Origin of the sequence: Caldalkalibacillus uzonensis, from assembly GCF_030814135.1 — a bacterium.
Classification (GTDB): domain Bacteria; phylum Bacillota; class Bacilli; order Caldalkalibacillales; family Caldalkalibacillaceae; genus Caldalkalibacillus; species Caldalkalibacillus uzonensis.
The window spans coordinates 47479-64993 of sequence record NZ_JAUSUQ010000002.1 but is presented as its reverse complement, the minus strand read 5'-3'; the positions used below and the strand labels follow the sequence as shown (position 1 = coordinate 64993).

Annotated in this window: 16 protein-coding genes and 1 pseudogene; 14 read left to right on the top strand and 3 right to left on the bottom strand. The window is 46.9% G+C overall.

The window, feature by feature from the left end; translation table 11 throughout:
* Window positions 1–5: 5 nt before the first annotated feature.
* The 6 genes from accD to J2S00_RS03160 all read left to right on the top strand — a co-directional run bounded on the left by accD (window position 6) and on the right by J2S00_RS03160 (window position 5588).
* Window positions 6–875, top strand: coding sequence for an acetyl-CoA carboxylase, carboxyltransferase subunit beta (accD, locus tag J2S00_RS03185; protein WP_307335315.1), 870 nt, complete (start codon window positions 6–8; stop codon window positions 873–875).
* Window positions 875–1846, top strand: a complete 972-nt coding sequence (gene accA / locus J2S00_RS03180; RefSeq protein WP_307335313.1) for an acetyl-CoA carboxylase carboxyl transferase subunit alpha — start codon at window positions 875–877, stop codon at window positions 1844–1846. The genes accD and accA overlap by 1 nt, the downstream gene beginning before the upstream one ends.
* Window positions 1847–1946: 100 nt before the next feature.
* A complete protein-coding gene (gene pfkA / locus J2S00_RS03175; protein WP_307335311.1) occupies window positions 1947–2906 on the top strand; it encodes a 6-phosphofructokinase in 960 nt (319 codons plus the stop codon).
* A 58-nt stretch (window positions 2907–2964) separates the two neighbouring features.
* On the top strand, window positions 2965–4719 hold the full coding sequence (pyk, locus tag J2S00_RS03170; RefSeq protein WP_307335309.1) for a pyruvate kinase: 1755 nt from the start codon (window positions 2965–2967) through the stop codon (window positions 4717–4719).
* A gap of 13 nt (window positions 4720–4732) precedes the next feature.
* Entirely contained in the window at window positions 4733–5146 is a 414-nt protein-coding gene (locus J2S00_RS03165; RefSeq protein WP_307335307.1) for an acyl-CoA thioesterase, read from the top strand.
* Between the two features lie 49 nt (window positions 5147–5195).
* Window positions 5196–5588 carry an FxsA family protein gene (locus tag J2S00_RS03160; protein WP_307335305.1) on the top strand — a complete coding sequence of 131 codons (393 nt, stop codon included), beginning with the start codon at window positions 5196–5198 and terminating at the stop codon, window positions 5586–5588.
* Window positions 5589–5738: 150 nt separating this feature from the next.
* Here the strand turns inward: J2S00_RS03160 and J2S00_RS03155 are convergent, their stop codons facing one another.
* Complete coding sequence (locus tag J2S00_RS03155) at window positions 5739–6488, bottom strand: IclR family transcriptional regulator (protein ID WP_307335303.1); 750 nt, start codon at window positions 6486–6488, stop codon at window positions 5739–5741.
* Window positions 6489–6839: 351 nt separating this feature from the next.
* On the opposite strand from J2S00_RS03155, the gene ertB reads away from it, so the two are divergent.
* Together ertB and J2S00_RS03145 are read left to right on the top strand one after the other, a co-directional pair.
* A complete protein-coding gene (gene ertB, locus J2S00_RS03150) occupies window positions 6840–8480 on the top strand; it encodes a thiourocanate hydratase (RefSeq protein WP_307335301.1) in 1641 nt (546 codons plus the stop codon).
* Window positions 8481–8543: 63 nt separating this feature from the next.
* A pseudogene (locus J2S00_RS03145) lies at window positions 8544–8900 on the top strand (S-methyl thiohydantoin desulfurase domain-containing protein); the annotation flags it as partial.
* Here J2S00_RS03145 and J2S00_RS03140 read toward each other — a convergent pair.
* Window positions 8866–9822: a cache domain-containing protein gene (locus J2S00_RS03140; protein WP_503128582.1), complete on the bottom strand. Its 957-nt coding sequence runs from the start codon at window positions 9820–9822 to the stop codon at window positions 8866–8868. The pseudogene J2S00_RS03145 and the gene J2S00_RS03140 sit on opposite strands and share 35 nt — an antisense overlap.
* A 214-nt stretch (window positions 9823–10036) precedes the next feature.
* Here J2S00_RS03140 and J2S00_RS03135 point away from each other — a divergent pair, with 214 nt between their 5' ends.
* Window positions 10037–10297, top strand: a complete 261-nt coding sequence (locus J2S00_RS03135) for a hypothetical protein (RefSeq protein WP_307335299.1) — start codon at window positions 10037–10039, stop codon at window positions 10295–10297.
* 59 nt (window positions 10298–10356) lie between these two features.
* Here the strand turns inward: J2S00_RS03135 and ytvI are convergent, their stop codons facing one another.
* The gene (gene ytvI / locus J2S00_RS03130; RefSeq protein WP_307335298.1) at window positions 10357–11469 is read right to left on the bottom strand and encodes a sporulation integral membrane protein YtvI; all 1113 of its coding nucleotides are present in this window, start codon (window positions 11467–11469) and stop codon (window positions 10357–10359) included.
* A 306-nt stretch (window positions 11470–11775) separates the two neighbouring features.
* On the opposite strand from ytvI, the gene citZ reads away from it, so the two are divergent.
* The 5 genes from citZ to pnpS all read left to right on the top strand — a co-directional run bounded on the left by citZ (window position 11776) and on the right by pnpS (window position 17495).
* Window positions 11776–12885, top strand: coding sequence for a citrate synthase (citZ, locus tag J2S00_RS03125; RefSeq protein WP_307335296.1), 1110 nt, complete (start codon window positions 11776–11778; stop codon window positions 12883–12885).
* An 82-nt stretch (window positions 12886–12967) separates the two neighbouring features.
* A complete protein-coding gene (icd, locus tag J2S00_RS03120) occupies window positions 12968–14269 on the top strand; it encodes an NADP-dependent isocitrate dehydrogenase (RefSeq protein ID WP_307335294.1) in 1302 nt (433 codons plus the stop codon).
* A 14-nt stretch (window positions 14270–14283) separates the two neighbouring features.
* The gene (mdh, locus tag J2S00_RS03115; RefSeq protein WP_307335292.1) at window positions 14284–15225 is read left to right on the top strand and encodes a malate dehydrogenase; all 942 of its coding nucleotides are present in this window, start codon (window positions 14284–14286) and stop codon (window positions 15223–15225) included.
* 166 nt (window positions 15226–15391) lie between these two features.
* Entirely contained in the window at window positions 15392–16087 is a 696-nt protein-coding gene (locus J2S00_RS03110; protein ID WP_307335290.1) for a response regulator transcription factor, read from the top strand.
* Window positions 16080–17495: a two-component system histidine kinase PnpS gene (pnpS, locus tag J2S00_RS03105; RefSeq protein WP_307335289.1), complete on the top strand. Its 1416-nt coding sequence runs from the start codon at window positions 16080–16082 to the stop codon at window positions 17493–17495. The genes J2S00_RS03110 and pnpS overlap by 8 nt, the downstream gene beginning before the upstream one ends.
* Window positions 17496–17515 lie beyond the last annotated feature (20 nt).

Genomic DNA, 17515 nt, shown 5'->3' with positions numbered 1-17515 from the left:
TTCATGTGTTAAAGGATCTGTTTTCCAAACGCCGCAAGTACGCTACAATTCCATCTGAACAAGCCAAAAAAGAGATTCCGGAAGGGTTAATGACCAAGTGTAAACAGTGTGGAACGATCACCTACACCAAAGAACTGAAGAAGCAGCTTATGGTTTGCGCGGGCTGCGGCTATCACTTTCCTGTTTCCGCCCGTGAGCGGATTGAGATGACACTTGATGAAGGCCAGTTTTTCGAATATGATAGCGATATGGTCTCCAAAGATCCGCTTGGTTTCCCGGATTATCCGCAGAAATTGAAAAAAGACATGGAGAAAACAGGCCTTAACGAAGCGGTGATCACGGGTGAGGGCACAATTTGCGGGTACCCGGTTGTCATTGGCGTTATGGATGCCCGTTTTCGCATGGCCAGTATGGGTTCCGTTGTAGGAGAAAAAATCACCCGGGCGATCGAACGGGCTATCCAAAAACGTTTCCCGTTTATCTTGTTTTCTGCATCCGGCGGAGCGCGCATGCAAGAAGGAGTGCTCAGCCTGATGCAAATGGCTAAAACCAGCGCTGCGTTAACACAATTGGATAAAGCTGGGATTCTGTTTATTTCCGTGTTGACCAATCCGACCACCGGTGGTGTATCAGCCAGCTTTGCCTCTTTGGGGGATTACAACATTGCTGAGCCCAAAGCCCTGATTGGTTTTGCCGGGCGGCGGATTATCGAGCAGACGATCCGTCAGGAATTGCCGGAAGACTTTCAAACGGCTGAATTTCTGCTCTCCCACGGACAGCTGGATATGGTTGTCCATCGCCAGGACATGAGAGACCGTCTGGCTGATATTTTGGCTATTCATGCCCACATCCATTCAGAACGGAGGGGGAAATAATGGCAGGACAGTTGCCTTTTGAGCGCCCTCTTACTGAATTGCGTCACAAAATTGATGAGTTGAAGCACTTTACCAAAGAAAAGGGGATTGATTTCTCAGAGGAAATCAATCGTCTGGAGGAAAAAGCAAGACGCCTGGAAGAGGAGATCTACAGCAATTTAACACCTTGGCAGCGGGTCCAAATTGCCCGCCATCCTGACCGGCCAACCACTTTGGATTACATAAATCTGATCTTTGACACCTTTGTGGAAATTCACGGTGACCGCCTGTATGGAGATGACCCGGCTATCGTGGCCGGGATCGCCAAGCTGGACGGTCAACCGGTGACTATTGTCGGCCATCAAAAGGGAAAAGATACGAAAGAAAACATCGCCCGCAATTTTGGCATGCCCCATCCTGAAGGTTATCGGAAGGCTTTGCGGGCCATGGAGCAAGCGCACAAATTTTCCCGGCCGATTATCTGTTTTATTGACACTCCCGGAGCCTATCCGGGCAAAGCGGCTGAAGAGCGGGGGCAAAGTGAAGCGATCGCCCGCAATTTAAGAGAAATGGCCCGCTTTGAAGTGCCCATCATCTGTGTGGTCACAGGAGAAGGGGGCAGCGGCGGGGCACTGGCCCTGGGTGTGGGTAATCATATCTACATGCTGGAGAATGCCATCTACTCTGTGATATCTCCCGAAGGGGCAGCGGCACTGTTATGGAAGGATGCCGGGCTGGCCAAGCGGGCTGCAGAAACCATGAAAATTACGGCCCAGGATTTATACCAGTTGAAGATTATCGATCAGATTATTCCTGAGCCGCGGGGAGGCGCTCATCACAATATGCATGAGCAAGCCAAGAGAATTAAAGCGTTTCTGTTGAAAGGATTAGAAGAGCTGAACAGCTTGGATGGAGCCGCACTGGTTGAGCAGCGTTATGAAAAGTACAAAGCTATCGGGGAATATGGCTTTGTAACCGGTTCCAACAGCTAGTTGTGTGTGCTTCTGTTTTTGCGCAGAAGCACTTTTTATATGGATGCTTGACCAAAAAAAAGCTATATGAAACAGCAAAAGGAAGAGGAAGGTGAAAGAGATGAAACGAATCGGAGTGCTGACAAGCGGAGGAGACTCTCCGGGTATGAATGCTGCGGTGCGTGCTGTTGTGCGTAAGGCGATTTATCACAATGTGGAGGTATACGGGATTTATCAAGGTTATCACGGCTTAATGAACGGCACCATCAAGAAATTGGATCTAGGCTCTGTGGGCGATATTATTCACCGCGGCGGCACCATTTTGGGAACGGCCCGCAGTGAAGAGTTTAAAACGGAAGAAGGACAATACAAGGCTGTAGAGGTACTGCGCCAGCATGGCGTTGAAGGACTGGTTGTTATTGGTGGTGACGGATCTTTCCGCGGGGCAGAAAAGCTAAGTCAGAAGGGCATTGCGGCGATTGGTGTGCCGGGAACGATCGACAACGATATTCCTGGCACGGATTTCACCATCGGCTTTGACACCGCCCTAAATACGGTGATCGAAGCCATTGACAAGATCCGGGATACCGCCACCAGTCACGAACGTACTTTTTTAATCGAAGTAATGGGGCGCAACGCAGGAGATATTGCCTTGTGGGCCGGACTGGCTGACGGGGCGGAAACCATCCTGATACCGGAAGCCGAGTTTACCATCGATGAAGTGGTCGACCGTTTGAAACGGGGACAAGAGCGGGGCAAGAAGCACAGTATTATTGTTGTGGCTGAAGGGGCAGGCAGTGCGGTGGAGATCGGCAAAGAAATCGAAGTCAAAACAGGCATGGAATGCCGGGTTACCGTACTGGGGCATATTCAGCGTGGCGGATCTCCGACTGCATTTGACCGTATGCTGGCCAGCCGGCTGGGTGCTTTTGCCGTGGAATGTCTGCTTAAAGGGGAAAAAGGTAAAATGGTGGGCATTCGTCATAACCAAATGGTTGCCACCCCTATTAGTGAGGCTCTGGATCAAAGGCATACGGTTGACTTGTCCTTGTATCAACTGGCCAAAGAATTGTCCATCTAAACATAGATCTGTACTGCAATCATGGAGCGGATAAAAATCAGATAGAGGAGTGTTGGGGATGAGAAAAACCAAAATTGTGGCTACCATTGGCCCGGCCAGTGAATCTGTGGACACGCTGAAGCAACTCTTGAATGCTGGCCTGGATGTGGTGCGTCTTAATTTTTCACACGGGAACTTTGAAGAACACGGCCAACGCATCAAGAATGTGCGCCAAGCCATGCAGGAAACAGGAAAAACGGTGGCTATTCTGCTGGATACCAAAGGACCGGAAATCCGCACTGGCGTGTTGAAGGAAGAGCCGGTCGAATTAAGAGAAGGAGAAACCTTGGTTCTGACGACAGAGGACATTGCAGGAGATGCCCAAAAAATCTCAGTCACCTATGCCGGTCTTCCCCACGATGTGCATCCGGGCAGTAAAATTTTGATTGATGACGGCCTGATCGAAGTGGAAGTGGAAAGGATAGAAGGGCACGAGATTATAACCCGCATTTTAAATGGGGGCGAATTAAAAAGCCGCAAAGGAGTTAATGTGCCGGGAGTCTCGATCAACCTTCCCGGTATTACAGAGAAAGATGCCAATGATATTCGTTTCGGACTGGAACAAGGGGTTGACTTTATTGCCGCATCTTTCGTTCGTAAAGCCAGCGATGTGCTGGAGATAAGGGAGATTTTGGAGGCTACCGGACACAGTGACGTGCAGATCATTGCTAAGATTGAAAATCAGGAAGGTATTGACAATTTGGATGAAATATTAGAGGTGGCTGACGGAATTATGGTGGCCCGTGGTGATTTGGGGGTGGAAGTACCTGCTGAAGAGGTCCCGCTGATTCAAAAAATGATGATCTCCAAATGTAACCAAATGGGCAAAGTGGTGATAACAGCCACACAGATGCTCGATTCCATGCAGCGCAATCCTCGTCCCACACGGGCTGAGGTGACCGATGTAGCCAATGCTATTTTTGACGGAACCGATGCCATCATGCTTTCCGGGGAAACAGCAGCAGGGAAATATCCGGTGGAGTCTGTCAAAACAATGGCCCGCATTGCAAAACGAACAGAAGAAGCCATTGAGTACCGGGAATGGCTGTATCACCGCCGCACTGACCAGCAAAAAACCATCGCTGGTGCCATCAGTCAGGCTGTTTCCAATGCGGCTTTGGACCTGAATGCTTCTGCCATCCTAACTGCAACGGAAAGTGGCTATACGGCCCGGCTGATTTCTAAATACCGTCCCAAAGCCCCCATTATCGCCGTCACACCCCATGAACAGGTGGTGCGCAAATTAGCCTTGTCCTGGGGGGTGTACCCCATTTTGGCCCGTGAAGCTCACACAACAGATGAAATGCTGGAGACCTCTGTTGCTGCTGCCTTAAAAGCGGGGCTCATTCATTATGGCGATCTGGTGGTGATTACGGCTGGCGTTCCTGTACGTGAAACCGGCACAACCAACCTGATGAAGATCCATGTGGTTGGGGATGTTGTGGCCAAGGGTCAAGGTATTGGCAAAAAAGTGGTTACAGCCCAAGTGATTGTGGCCCAAAACGGAGAGGAAGCCGTTCAAAAAATGGAAGAGGGTGCCATCCTGGTTACCACAGCCACAGATAAGGATATGATCTCTGCTTTTGAGAAAGCGGCCGCCGTCGTCACAGAAGAAGGTGGACTCACCTCCCATGCTGCGGTGGTGGGACTCAGTCTGGGCATCCCTGTCATCGTTGGAGTGGAAGAGGCAACAAAACATTTTAAAGACGGCATGGAAATCACGGTTGACGCTGTCCGGGGACATATTTACACTGGACATGCCAAGATTTTATAAAGGGGCGTCAATGATGGGTAAACGCTCAAAAGCCTGCTTACGTGTCAGGTACCAAGAAACTGACCAGATGGGTGTTGTTCATCATGCCAATTACATCAAATGGTTTGAAATCGGACGAACCGAATTGTTACGTCAATTAGGCACAGACTACCGGAGGGTGGAAGAACAGGGGTTGTTGTTGCCAGTCATAGAAGTCACTTGTCAATATAAAAAACCTGCTCTCTATGATGATGAGATTCATATCATCACTACTGTAAGTGACTATACGGGAGTTAAACTGACATTTGCTTACGAGGTGTATCGAGGAGAGGAATTGCTAGTAACAGGGACGACTGCCCATTGTTGGACAACCCCCCAGTTAAAACCGGTTAACTTGAAAAAAGCGTGGCCGGAGTTGCATCAGCTGATTGCCAGCTGCATCGGTTAAACTAATACCGGTCACAGCAAAGGAGTTCCCCATAAAAGGAGTTGACTCTATGTTTCGTATCTTAGCTTTACTGATGATCGTTGTCCCTGTTATTGAGCTGTGGGTGCTCCTATCTGTAGGGAAATGGATAGGAGCCTGGTATACGGTTGGGCTGGTCATTTTAACCGGCGTGATAGGGGCGTGGCTGGCTAAGCGGGAGGGCCTCCATACCCTGCAACTGATCCGCATCCAACTATCGCAAGGCCAAATGCCGGGTTCCGCTCTTATTGACGGAGCCTGTATCCTGGTGGGCGGGGCCACTCTGCTCACCCCGGGTTTTATTACAGACACCGTCGGATTTTTGCTGCTTGTGCCCAACACCCGCAACATCTTTAAAGCCTGGTTGCGCCGTTTATTTGAAAGGTGGATCAAGAGCGGAAAGTTGATCATTATTAAAAAATAACCATTTACATCCTAGAATTAGCGCTTCCTATTTTACCAGCACTTTTGATTATGGCAGTAATGGCCTGCTCTGTAGGAGCAGGCCATTTCAACTAGGCAAAAACCTGTTTCGAACCGAAAGGCCGGTTGAGATATTCTCATGTCCGTGCTGTCACTGTTCCAGATGTAACCGGCTGATTTTTTCTGATATCTGTTGGGCGGTAGTTGTCACCTGATTAATTAAAGTGCCCATCTCCTCTTTAGCCAGTCTATTGGCTGGTCCGGCGATGGTTAAACTGGCTATCACACGTTTATAATAATCAAATATCGGGGCTGCAATGCCGAATACATCTTTGTCAACCTCACCTAGAGTGATACAATACCCCTTGGCCCTGATATCATCTAAATCTTTTAATAATTTTTCTTGTTCTTGATTTGTAGGAAGCATGGACAGCACATTATGTAATACTTTTTTGCTTTCAAAGGCCAGAATCGCTTTTCCTGAGGCACCTTGATGTAAGGGAAGCGTTCTTCCGTTCTCTATGGCCAAACGGATTAAACGTTGACTTTCAACGTTTTGAATACAAATCGCCCGGAAACCGGTACGGACGGCTAAAATCGAAGTTTCATTGATCACTTTCGTTAGTTGTTCCATAAAAGGACGGGCAATCACATACAGTTCCCGGTCAATTTGCTGTTGAAGTCCCCGGGCCAGATCTAATATGCGCAATCCAAGTCCTATTTTCCCTTTCCCTTTCCGCTCAACAATCCCATTTTGTTCTAGTGTATGCAACAAGCGGTAAGCTGTGCTTTCGGGTATAGATACTTTTTCTGCAATCTCACTGACTGAGAGAGTCGAATCAGCTTCAGCAAGCACAAATAAAATATCTAACGCCCGTATTAGGGTCTGTGATCCGTTCATCGGCCGACACCTCATTTTATTGTCATCTCCATTTCCACAGTATATTAAAGCTTTAACGACAAATCAATATGACAGATTGGCCAGGGGAAGTTATTATTCCTTACTATCAACCAGCAAATGCTTTAATCATTTGTCCTGTGTTTTTTCTATATCTGTTTTAGTACACATATTTTATCACCCGGGTATATCTAACGAGAGCAGCAAATCTTTAGAATTTAATCAATGCTTGCGGATTAAGATATTTTTTTTAGTCTAATAATATTGACTTTTTATTTAAGATTTTGTTAAATAGACATTAAATAATGATAATATATTATCATATATTGATAATAAAAGGAGGATCAGGCTTCCATGGAACAAATAAAAGCGGCACGAGGTTCAACCCTGCGTTGTAAGGGATGGAGGCAGGAAGCATTGCTGCGCATGTTGGAAAACGTACTGGAAAACGGAGAGAATCAAAAAGAGCTTGTTGTCTATGCCGCTTTAGGAAAAGCCGCTCGCAACTGGCCATCTTACCGGGCCATCGTGGATGCTTTGAAAACACTAGATGAAGATGAGACCTTGGTCATCCAATCGGGTAAGCCGATCGGTGTCTTTAAAACTCATCGTTTTGCCCCCATTGTCATTATGGCCAATTGTAATCTGGTCGGAAAGTGGGCCACTAGCGACAATTTTTATGAGTTGGAGCAGAAAGGCCTCATTATGTGGGGAGGTCTGACGGCAGGAGCTTGGCAATATATTGGCTCACAGGGTGTCATTCAGGGTACCTATGAAATTTTTTCTGCTATTGCCCGTAAATATTTTGATGGTGATTTGACGGGTCGTTTTATTCTGACGGCAGGTCTTGGAGGTATGGGTGGCGCGCAAACGTTGGCTGGTGTCATGGCCAATGCTGCCATTCTCTGTGTTGAAGTGGATGAGGCCCGTGTCGACAAACGTCTGTCAGTGGGGTATTTGCAAAAGAAAACCCGTGATTTGGACGAAGCTTTGCATTGGATCGAACAGGCGGTGGCCAAAAAAGAAAGCATTTCTGTTGGCCTGGTCGGTAATGCTGCTGACATTTATACCAAGATTCTGGAAAGGGGCATAGTGCCTGACATTGTCACCGATCAAACTTCCGCCCATGATTTAGTTTACGGCTATGTTCCAGAAGGATACACGTTAGAAGAGGTTAAGCAAGCCAGAATCAACAATCCCAAACAGTTGGAGCAAGATGCCCGGGCTTCCATTGCCAAAGAAGTTAAAGCGATGCTGGCATTTAAACAAAAAGGATCTGTTGTTTTTGACAACGGAAATAATATTCGCACCCAGGCCTATCAGCATGGGGTAAAAGAGGCCTTTGAGATTGATATTTTTACCGAGGCCTTCCTCAGACCCTTGTTTTGCCGGGCCATTGGGCCGTTCCGCTGGGTGGCGCTTTCAGGCGATGTAGAAGACATCAAGAAAATCGACCAGTTTATTCTGGATGAATTTAAAGAGAATGAGATTATCACCAATTGGATCCGCTTGGCTCACCGGTATATTCCGGTAGAAGGCTTGCCGGCCCGCATCGCCTGGTTTGGGCATGGAGAGCGCAGTAAATTGGCCCTGGCTGTCAATCAGATGGTCAGAGAAGGAAGCTTAAGTGGTCCCATCGCCTTCTCCCGCGACCATTTGGACGCAGCTGCCATGACCCATCCCAACATTATGACAGAGAGAATGAAAGACAGCAGTGATGCCATTGCGGACTGGCCCCTTTTAAACGCCATGCTCAACTGTTCTTCCATGGCGGATTTGGTTGCGATTCACTCCGGGGGAGGCGGTTACACAGGGTACATGACCAGCGCAGGTGTAACGGTTGTGGCTGATGGTACCCAAGAAACCGAGTTACGCTTAAAACATACCTTGGACAATGATACAGGACTTGGTGTATTGCGTTATGCTGATGCGGGTTATAGCGAGGCCTTGGATGAAGTTGATAAGAAAGGTATTAAGCGCATCCAAACCACATAAACCTACACAGCTTTTATCGCGTCAATCAAAGAAAACAAACTGACCAAAGTAAGGGGGATTAGCATGAGAGAACTAACGAAACAGGATGTTGTTGCCGCAGTTAAAGGAGGATCCGTGTTTGCCTCTGGTGGGGGGGGATGGGTCGACCATGGTTTGGAAATCGGTACTGCTGCTATTACATTAGGCAAACCAAAGCTGGTTTCGGTCGATGAACTCCCAGATGATGCGATTATAGTCACAGCAACCGCCATTGGGGCTCCTGCGGGAACAACGGATTGGCAAATGCTTGGCAATGATTATATTAAAGCTGTTAAACTGCTTATGGATCACTATGATGGAAAAGTGACTGGACTCATGACCCCTCAGAACGGCATGTCCAGCAGTATCAATGGCTGGCTCCCGGCAGCTGCACTGGGCTTAGTTGTAGTCGATGCCACTGGGGACATAAGGGCCCATCCCACTGGAAAAATGGGGTCCATGGGGCTTCTTTGGATATATGGGAGATCATTTCTTTTAATCCGTTTGCCATTTTATTGAAGTTGCTGGCCATTTGTCCGATCTCGTCTTCGCCGCTGATCTCAGCTTTTTGGCTTAGATCTCCTTGAGCCATGGATATTGTTAAGGCGCTAATACGGTTGAGGCGTTTGGTTACTCTCGAACTCAGCAAGAAGGCTGTCAGACCGATAAAAGCGACAAAGATAACACCTGTAATTAAAAGGACTTTTCTTACTTGAAAAGCAGACTGAAGTATTTCATTTCTGTCGATAACTGCGATGTAATGCCAGTCTAACTCTGGTGAAACATATGTATGAAGAATGTAGGGCTGATCATTGATTTCCGCGCTGTAAAATGCTGTCTGGCGCAGTTCTTCTAAGTTAGGAAGTTCCAGAGAAGAAATGGGATTAAAATTGGCTTCAGGATTTCTTGGATGGGCAAGGATGGTTCCATTATCTTCTACAAGAATAACATATCCGTTCTCTCCAATGGTAACCTCACCAATCATATCTGTTAATCCTTCCAGACTCACATCCACACCGACCACGCCGATCAATTGGCCATTGTCTTCAATGGATCTGACTGAGCTGACAATGACCGTGCTTGATCCTTCAGAATAAGGGTAAGCACCTGTCATAACAGTTTCCCCAGGATTTTCGACTGCTGACTGATAAAAGGGGCGTTCTCTGGGGTCATAACCGGCAAGTGTTAACATTTCCGGGTATTGGATATACCCGCCATGTTCCGTGCCCATGTAAACATAGGCAGCATGGTGATGGGACTCCGCGTAATGGCGGAAGACATGGAAAATCTCAGTTTCGATCCCCCCGTTTTGGGAAGGTGTCATCTCAATATATTCTTCCTCCCCTTCAAACTCCATATAACTTGTAATAGAATCATCCGCTGTGAGAATGGCCGGATGGGTTGCTAACATCGTGACATCTTCATGGATCGATTTGAAATAGGAAGTCAGGGCGTAGTCAATGTGCAGCAATTCCCGTTCACTGCGTATGAAATAGTCATTTTCCACCTTTGTTAAGATGAACCTGTCAAGGAGAACAGTGACAACAATCAAAGGTATTAAGGCTACCAAACAAAAGGTTAATATTAATTTGGTTTTTATGCTTGCCTTTTGCACCTTACATTCCTTCCTTTCCAAAATATTTGACACTAAGTATCCACATATTATTTTCGCAAATAATAATAAATTATTATCATATATTTATAATTTCGGCATATATGGCTTATTTTTTAGTAATGCTATAAAATTTATAAAAGAAGATGACTGGTCAATGAATGCCAAACTGACCAGCCACCTATAAGATCTCATGATTAGTATCTTTTCCTGTTTTTCTTAACATTGAAGCCAATTACTTTCTTTTTAAGCCGTTCCTTTGACATAGTGCCATAAATCCCGGAAGATTCCGGCCCGGTGCAAGGCACCAAGGATCACCATGCTGACAGGACCAATGATCAGTCCGATCATGCCGAACAGCTTGAAGCCCACAAACAGGGAAAAGAGGGTCACCAAAGGATCAAGTCCCACATTGTCTCCCAATATTTTGGGTTCAATCATTTGCCGTTGGATAATGACGATCCCGTACAAAACGGAGAGGCCGATGACCAGAAAATAATTACCGCTGATAAACAGATAAATAATCCAGGGAACGAAGATCAGACCGGGACCCAGATAGGGAATCAGATCCACCAAACCAATAAACAAGGCGATGGTTAAGGCGTATTCCACCCGCAGAATCCAGAAGCCGATTAACACGATCAGAAACGTAATGGACATCAGGGTGAGTTGGGCGCGAACGAAACCAACTAAAGCGCTTTTTAAATCCTGGATCACGGAGCGGCTGCTGATCTGTACCCGCTCAGGAACGATACGTGTGAAAAATGCCTGCCATTTTGGCCAGTCTTTGCTAAGGAAGAAAAAGGCCAAAAGGGAAATAATAAACGCGGTTGCAATCATGGGAATAGAACGGAGAAAGGAAAGAATACCGTTAATCAAACCTCTTCCTGCTTCCGTTAAGGCGCTGGCCATTTGGCTGGAGAAATTCTCCACTTGATGTTCAATGTTGCGCTGAACTTCTTCGTCCAAGGTGCCGTAAAGGGAGATGATCCGGTCATAAACCGGAAAGAGCTGGTTTAAAATGAAAAATTCCACTTGCGCCATGTAGTCCTCAAACAGATAAGGCAGGTGCTCCTGCAGCCGGTTCAGCTCAGACACAATTTCCACCACAACCAAGGTGATGAGAGCGGCCAGCACCGCTAAGAGCAGTAAAATAGTAGACAGAACAGCCAGCCATCTTGGGAAGCGGGCCTTTTTCTCCAACCAATTGACCACGGGGTTCATCACCAGGGCTAAAAGTAACCCGAACAAGAATGGATAAATTAATGGAAAGATGAGGTAAATGGCAACAATCAAGGTCATAATGGCGATAATGACAAATAGGCCCCGGGCGGAAGCCAGTAATAGTGAACGTTCCAAACAGGAAACCCCCCAGATTTGAGATAGTGAACAAAGATCTTCTTAGCTAAATTTTACCTTTTTTTATTCGTTAGGACAATGTATGACCAATCAGTCAAGGAATATAACAATCTAGATGGAATTAAAGACAACTTGGCGGATATATGCTACAATAGTGAAGGATTATGTAATCGTTCACAAACATAGGGAGATACTTTATACTTATTGGTAGAGTTTAATATTCATGATTATATGATGATTATGTTGCTTCACTATTTTTGTGGTTTTTATATTTTCTTTAAATTATAGACAAAGGAGAGATGCCACATGACAACGCGAGGATTGGAGGGTGTTGTGGCAGCTGAGTCATCCATCAGCTCCATCATTGACGGAGTCCTCACTTACCGGGGCATAAATATTGATGACTTGGCCGATCACGCCAGTTTTGAAGAAGTCATCTACCTGCTCTGGTACGGTAAACTGCCTAACCAGGCCGAGCTTGATCAACTAAAAAAAGATCTGGCAGAAAATGCCCATCTCCCCGGTGAATTGATTGAGCATCTGCGTCTAATGCCCAAAACGGTCCATCCCATGGCTGCCCTGCGTACAGCCGTGTCTGCGCTCAGCCTGTATGATGACGAGGCGGACGTGATGGACAAAGCAGCCAACTTGCGCAAGGCTGTGCGTCTGCAGGCCAAGATCGGCACCATCGTTGCCGCTTTTGCACGGTTGCGTGAAGGAAAAGAACCTGTTGCTCCCCGTACTGATTTAAGTTTTGCCGCAAATTTCCTGTACATGTTAACAGGTCAAGAGCCCGACGAGATTCAAGAAAGGGCCTTTAACAAAGCATTGGTCTTGCATGCCGATCATGAATTTAATGCGTCCACGTTTACGGCCCGTGTAACAGTGGCTACTCTGTCTGATATCTACTCTGGTCTGACGTCTGCCATCGGTGCTCTGAAAGGGCCTCTTCATGGGGGTGCCAACGAACAAGTGATGGCCATGTTGGAAGAAATTGGTGAGGTGGACAAGGCCGAAGCATATATATTAAACAAGCTGGCCAACAAAGAGAAAATTATGGGCTTTGGTCATCGCGTTTATAAAAACGGTGATCCCCGGGCTAAACACTTGCGTGAGATGTCCCGCCAATTGACCCAGCTGACCGGTGAACCCAAATGGTTTGATATGTCTGTTAAAATTGATGAAGTGGTTCAGCGGGAAAAAGGGTTGCTGCCCAACGTTGACTTCTACTCTGCATCGGTTTATCACAGTCTGGGCATTCCACGTGACCTGTTTACCCCCATCTTTGCTGTTGCTAGGACGTCCGGATGGATTGCACACATTTTGGAACAGTATTCCAATAACCGTTTAATTCGTCCGCGTGCTGAATATGTTGGACCGCAGAAACAGGAGTACGTGCCCCTTGAAGCCCGTTAAGCCGAATGATATGTTTGTGATGGCGCTTCTTTTCGTGACAGAGAAAGACAAACCAGAAAAAATAAAGGTGGAGGTATGAAACATGGCAAACTTCAAACATATTGACCCGCCAACCACTGGTGAAAAAGTGACAATGGGTTCAGATGGAAAATTACAGGTACCTAACAACCCCATTATTCCGTTTATTGAGGGAGACGGTACAGGACCTGATATCTGGGCTGCTGCCTCCCGCGTGTTGGATAGTGCTGTGGCAAAGGCATACAACGGTGAAAAGAAGATTGCTTGGTACGAAGTGTATGCCGGGGAGAAAGCTTACAACAAATTCGGCGAATGGCTCCCTGACGATACACTGGCAGCGATTCGGGAATATTTGATTGCCATTAAAGGCCCCTTAACCACACCGGTCGGAGGCGGGATCCGCTCCCTGAACGTTGCGCTTCGTCAGGAACTAGACTTATATGTCTGTTTGCGTCCGGTTCGCTGGTTTACAGGGGTGCCTTCTCCGGTTCGTCATCCTGAGCTGGTAGATATGGTCATTTTCCGGGAAAACACTGAAGACATTTATGCGGGCATTGAATGGCAAGCTGGTACCGATGAAGTGAAAAAGGTTATTGATTTCTTACAAAATGAAATGGGAGTACATAAAATCCGCTTCCCGGAAACATCCGGCATCGGCATCAAGCCCATCTCCAAAGAAGGGACAGAACGCCATGTCCGGGCCGCCATTGAGTATGCCTTGGAAAACAACCGCAAAAGCGTAACGCTGGTTCATAAAGGAAACATTATGAAATTTACCGAAGGGGCTTTTAAAAACTGGGGCTACGAATTGGCTGAGCGTGAGTACGGGGATAAAGTGTTTACTTGGGCCCAATATGACCGCATTGCCGAAGAATCTGGCAAAGAAGCAGCCAATGAAGCCCAAGCCAAAGCTGAAGCAGAAGGCAAAATCATTATTAAAGATGCCATTGCAGATATTTTCTTGCAGCAAGTTTTGACCCGACCGTCTGAATTTGATGTGGTCGCCACCATGAACTTAAACGGAGACTATATCTCCGATGCCCTGGCTGCTCAGGTGGGAGGAATTGGCATTGCACCCGGCGCCAACATTAACTTTAGCACCGGTCATGCCATCTTTGAGGCCACCCATGGTACAGCACCTAAATATGCCGGCTTGGACAAAGTAAATCCGTCCTCCGTCATCTTGTCAGGTGAAATGATGCTCCGTCACCTTGGCTGGCATGAAGCAGCTGATCTGATTATTCAAGCCATGGAGAAAACCATTGCTTCCAAAGTGGTCACTTATGACTTTGCCCGTCTGATGGATGAGGCAACCGAAGTGAAATGTTCCGAATTTGGAGATGCCTTAATTAAAAATATGGGATAAGGAGAGGAACCATCGTGGGAATTAAACGGCGTAAAATTTCAATCATCGGCAGCGGTTTTACAGGTGCCACCACCGCTTTGATGGTAGCTCAAAAAGAGTTAGGAGATGTGGTCTTGGTTGACCTTCCTCAATTGGAAAATCCAACCAAAGGGAAAGCGCTGGACATGCTGGAAGCCAGCCCTGTGCAAGGCTTTGATGCCAACATCGTGGGCACCAGCAACTATGAAGACACGGCCAATTCTGACATTGTGGTCATAACGGCCGGGATGGCTAGAAAACCAGGTATGAGCCGGGATGACCTGGTGGCAACTAATGCCAAAATTATGAAGTCAGTCACTGAGCAAGTGGTGAAATACTCTCCCAACAGCATTATTATCGTGCTGACTAACCCGGTTGATGCTATGACTTATGTGGTTTATAAAACGTCCGGTTTCCCCAAAGAGCGGGTGATCGGCCAGTCCGGTGTTCTAGATACGGCTCGTTTCCGCACGTTTGTGGCTCAGGAATTAAACGTTTCCGTTGAGGATGTGAGCGGCTTTGTGTTGGGTGGCCATGGCGATGACATGGTGCCGCTGATCCGCTACTCCTATGCCGGTGGTATTCCGCTCAGCAAGCTGATTCCCCAAGACCGTCTGGATGCCATAGTAGAGCGTACACGCAAAGGCGGTGGTGAAATTGTTAACTTGCTGGGCAATGGCAGTGCCTATTATGCACCGGCTGCCTCACTGACCCAAATGGTTGAGGCCATCCTGAAAGATAAGCGCCGCATCTTACCTTCTATTGCTTATCTGGAAGGCGAGTACGGCTATTCTGATATGTATCTTGGCGTGCCAACCATCCTGGGCGGCAATGGCCTGGAAAAAGTGATCGAACTTGAGCTGACTGAAGAAGAAAAACAGGCACTGGATAAATCCGCACAATCGGTTCGCAATGTGATGGCTTTGCTTGATGTGTAAAATGACAATCATTACCCAAAGACAGACCAATCCCAAGGGGGCAGAGAGCCCCCTTTTTCTTATGTGCAAGTGATGTCTGGCTTCTAACGTGAATGCTTAAGTTGTACTAAAGGGTAGTGTTTGTTGTATAGTAATGGTAGAAGAAGCTTGGAGTGGAGGTTGGCACATGACCAAAAAAATTCTTGTGGTGGACGATGAACAATCAATTGTCACATTGCTCCAATTTAATCTGGAACAAGCCGGTTATACTGTTGTCACCGCATTGGATGGGAAAACGGCTCTGTACTTGGCTCAAAAAGAAGCACCTGATTTAATCATCTTGGACTTGATGCTTCCCCATATAGACGGATTGGAACTATGTAAAACTTTGCGCGGCCGCAACAACATGACCCCCATTCTAATGCTGACGGCCAAAGATGACGAGTTGGACAAAATTTTGGGGCTGGAACTGGGGGCCGACGATTACTTGACCAAACCGTTTAGTCCCCGTGAAGTGGTGGCCAGAGTCAAAGCTATTTTAAGACGAGCCGATCAGAACAGGGAGAAAGACTCTCCTCCAGACCAGCAAATTGTGATTGGAGATCTAACGATTGACCCTAACCAGTTTGAAGTGGTTGTCAATGGTAAAAAAGTGGAACTGACGCCAAAAGAGTTTGAATTACTGCTGTATCTGGCTCGGCACAAAGGCCGTGTACTGACCCGTGAACAACTGTTAAATGCGATCTGGAATTATGATTATATCGGTGATACACGTATCGTTGACGTGCACATTTCCCATTTGAGGGATAAGATCAAAACGGGATACATCAAAACAATCCGGGGACTGGGTTACAAACTGGATGGGCCTGATCGTCATGAATAGATGGTTTGTCCGCTTTGTCTTTCCCATTTTGGGCATGACCGGGCTCATTATGTTTATTTTTGGCTACTTTTTATATCAACTCCCCCAGCTGACGAGCAACATGGCAACGCTGGCCATGGGCCTATCCGTGATCTACCTACTGATGGCTTTGTGGATTGTCACTTATTTGCGCCGTCATCTCAAACCTGTGCATGACATACGGGCCATGGTCAAAGATTTAAGCAACGGACATTACTGGCGGCGCATATACCCCCCTATTGCCTCCGGGATGGTCAAAGAGCTGGCCGTTTACGCTAATCGGCTGGCAGAACAGCTGCAGGCGGTTACCGAACACCAGCATGTCCATGCTGATCGGTTGCAGGCCATCATTAAGCACATGGCCAGTGGACTCTTGTTCATCAATGAAAAAGGACGCATCGTGCTGACCAATAATAAACTGTTGGAGCTTCTCAAGTGGAACGACCATCATCACCAAGAGCTTTATTATGAGTCACCCCTTCCTGAACCGGTTATCGAGATGATTCAAAACACTTTCACCTTTGAAAAGGAACAGCAGCAAGAAGTGACCATTGAGGTGGGGATCAGGCGCATCGACCTCAATGTGCTTGTGGCTCCTGTTCTTGACTTGGAGGGACATAACAAGGGGATTGTCATTGTGTTTCACGACATTACACAGCTGAAAAAGTTGGAAAGGGTAAGACAGGATTTTGTGGCCAATGTGTCCCACGAATTAAAAACACCGATTACATCCATCAAAGGTTTTTCCGAAACATTGCTGGACGGGGCCATGTACCGGGAAGAACATTTAAAACAATTTTTATCTATTATCAGCCAGGAAGCTGAACGTCTGCACCGGCTAGTGGAGGATTTACTGCAGCTCTCTCAAATTGAGCAGCGACAATTTGAGCTCAATTGGCAAAAGGTGAATCTGGCGGAAGTAATGAACAACAGCTTGAGGGTTATTGAAGCTAAAGCGGAAGCCAAAGAGATCAAGCTTGAGTATACTCCACCTGTAGAATCAACGTTTGTTGAGGCAGACCCTGACCGTTTGCAACAAATAGTGATCAACCTGTTGAGTAACGCCATTCAATACACCCCGGAAAAGGGAGAAGTCCGGCTTAGCATTGACCCATGGGCTGAAAAAGGGTACCGTATTTGTGTAAGCGATACGGGAATTGGCATACACAAAGAAGAAATCACCCGTATTTTTGAACGTTTCTACCGGGTAGACCGGGCCCGCAGCCGGGCTTCCGGAGGAACCGGTCTGGGTTTGGCCATTGTCAAACACTTGGTTGAAGCCCATCAGGGTGAAATAACAGTGGAAAGTGAACCTGGGAAAGGAAGTACCTTTTGTGTTTATCTTCATCGCCAAAGAAACAAACAAGATAATAAACAGAAAAACAGGTAAAATGATAAAGACAGGTGAGA

Bases quoted from the DNA above. Each gene is read 5' to 3' on its own strand.
- accA (WP_307335313.1), top strand. From the start codon at position 875: ATGGCAGGACAGTTGCCTTTTGAGCGCCCTCTTACTGAATTGCGTCAC.
- pfkA (WP_307335311.1), top strand. From the start codon at position 1,947: ATGAAACGAATCGGAGTGCTGACAAGCGGAGGAGACTCTCCGGGTATG.
- pyk (WP_307335309.1), top strand. From the start codon at position 2,965: ATGAGAAAAACCAAAATTGTGGCTACCATTGGCCCGGCCAGTGAATCT.
- J2S00_RS03165 (WP_307335307.1), top strand. From the start codon at position 4,733: ATGGGTAAACGCTCAAAAGCCTGCTTACGTGTCAGGTACCAAGAAACT.
- J2S00_RS03160 (WP_307335305.1), top strand. From the start codon at position 5,196: ATGTTTCGTATCTTAGCTTTACTGATGATCGTTGTCCCTGTTATTGAG.
- J2S00_RS03155 (WP_307335303.1), bottom strand. From the start codon at position 6,488: ATGAACGGATCACAGACCCTAATACGGGCGTTAGATATTTTATTTGTG.
- ertB (WP_307335301.1), top strand. From the start codon at position 6,840: ATGGAACAAATAAAAGCGGCACGAGGTTCAACCCTGCGTTGTAAGGGA.
- J2S00_RS03140 (WP_503128582.1), bottom strand. From the start codon at position 9,822: ATGACACCTTCCCAAAACGGGGGGATCGAAACTGAGATTTTCCATGTC.
- citZ (WP_307335296.1), top strand. From the start codon at position 11,776: ATGACAACGCGAGGATTGGAGGGTGTTGTGGCAGCTGAGTCATCCATC.
- icd (WP_307335294.1), top strand. From the start codon at position 12,968: ATGGCAAACTTCAAACATATTGACCCGCCAACCACTGGTGAAAAAGTG.
- J2S00_RS03110 (WP_307335290.1), top strand. From the start codon at position 15,392: ATGACCAAAAAAATTCTTGTGGTGGACGATGAACAATCAATTGTCACA.
- pnpS (WP_307335289.1), top strand. From the start codon at position 16,080: ATGAATAGATGGTTTGTCCGCTTTGTCTTTCCCATTTTGGGCATGACC.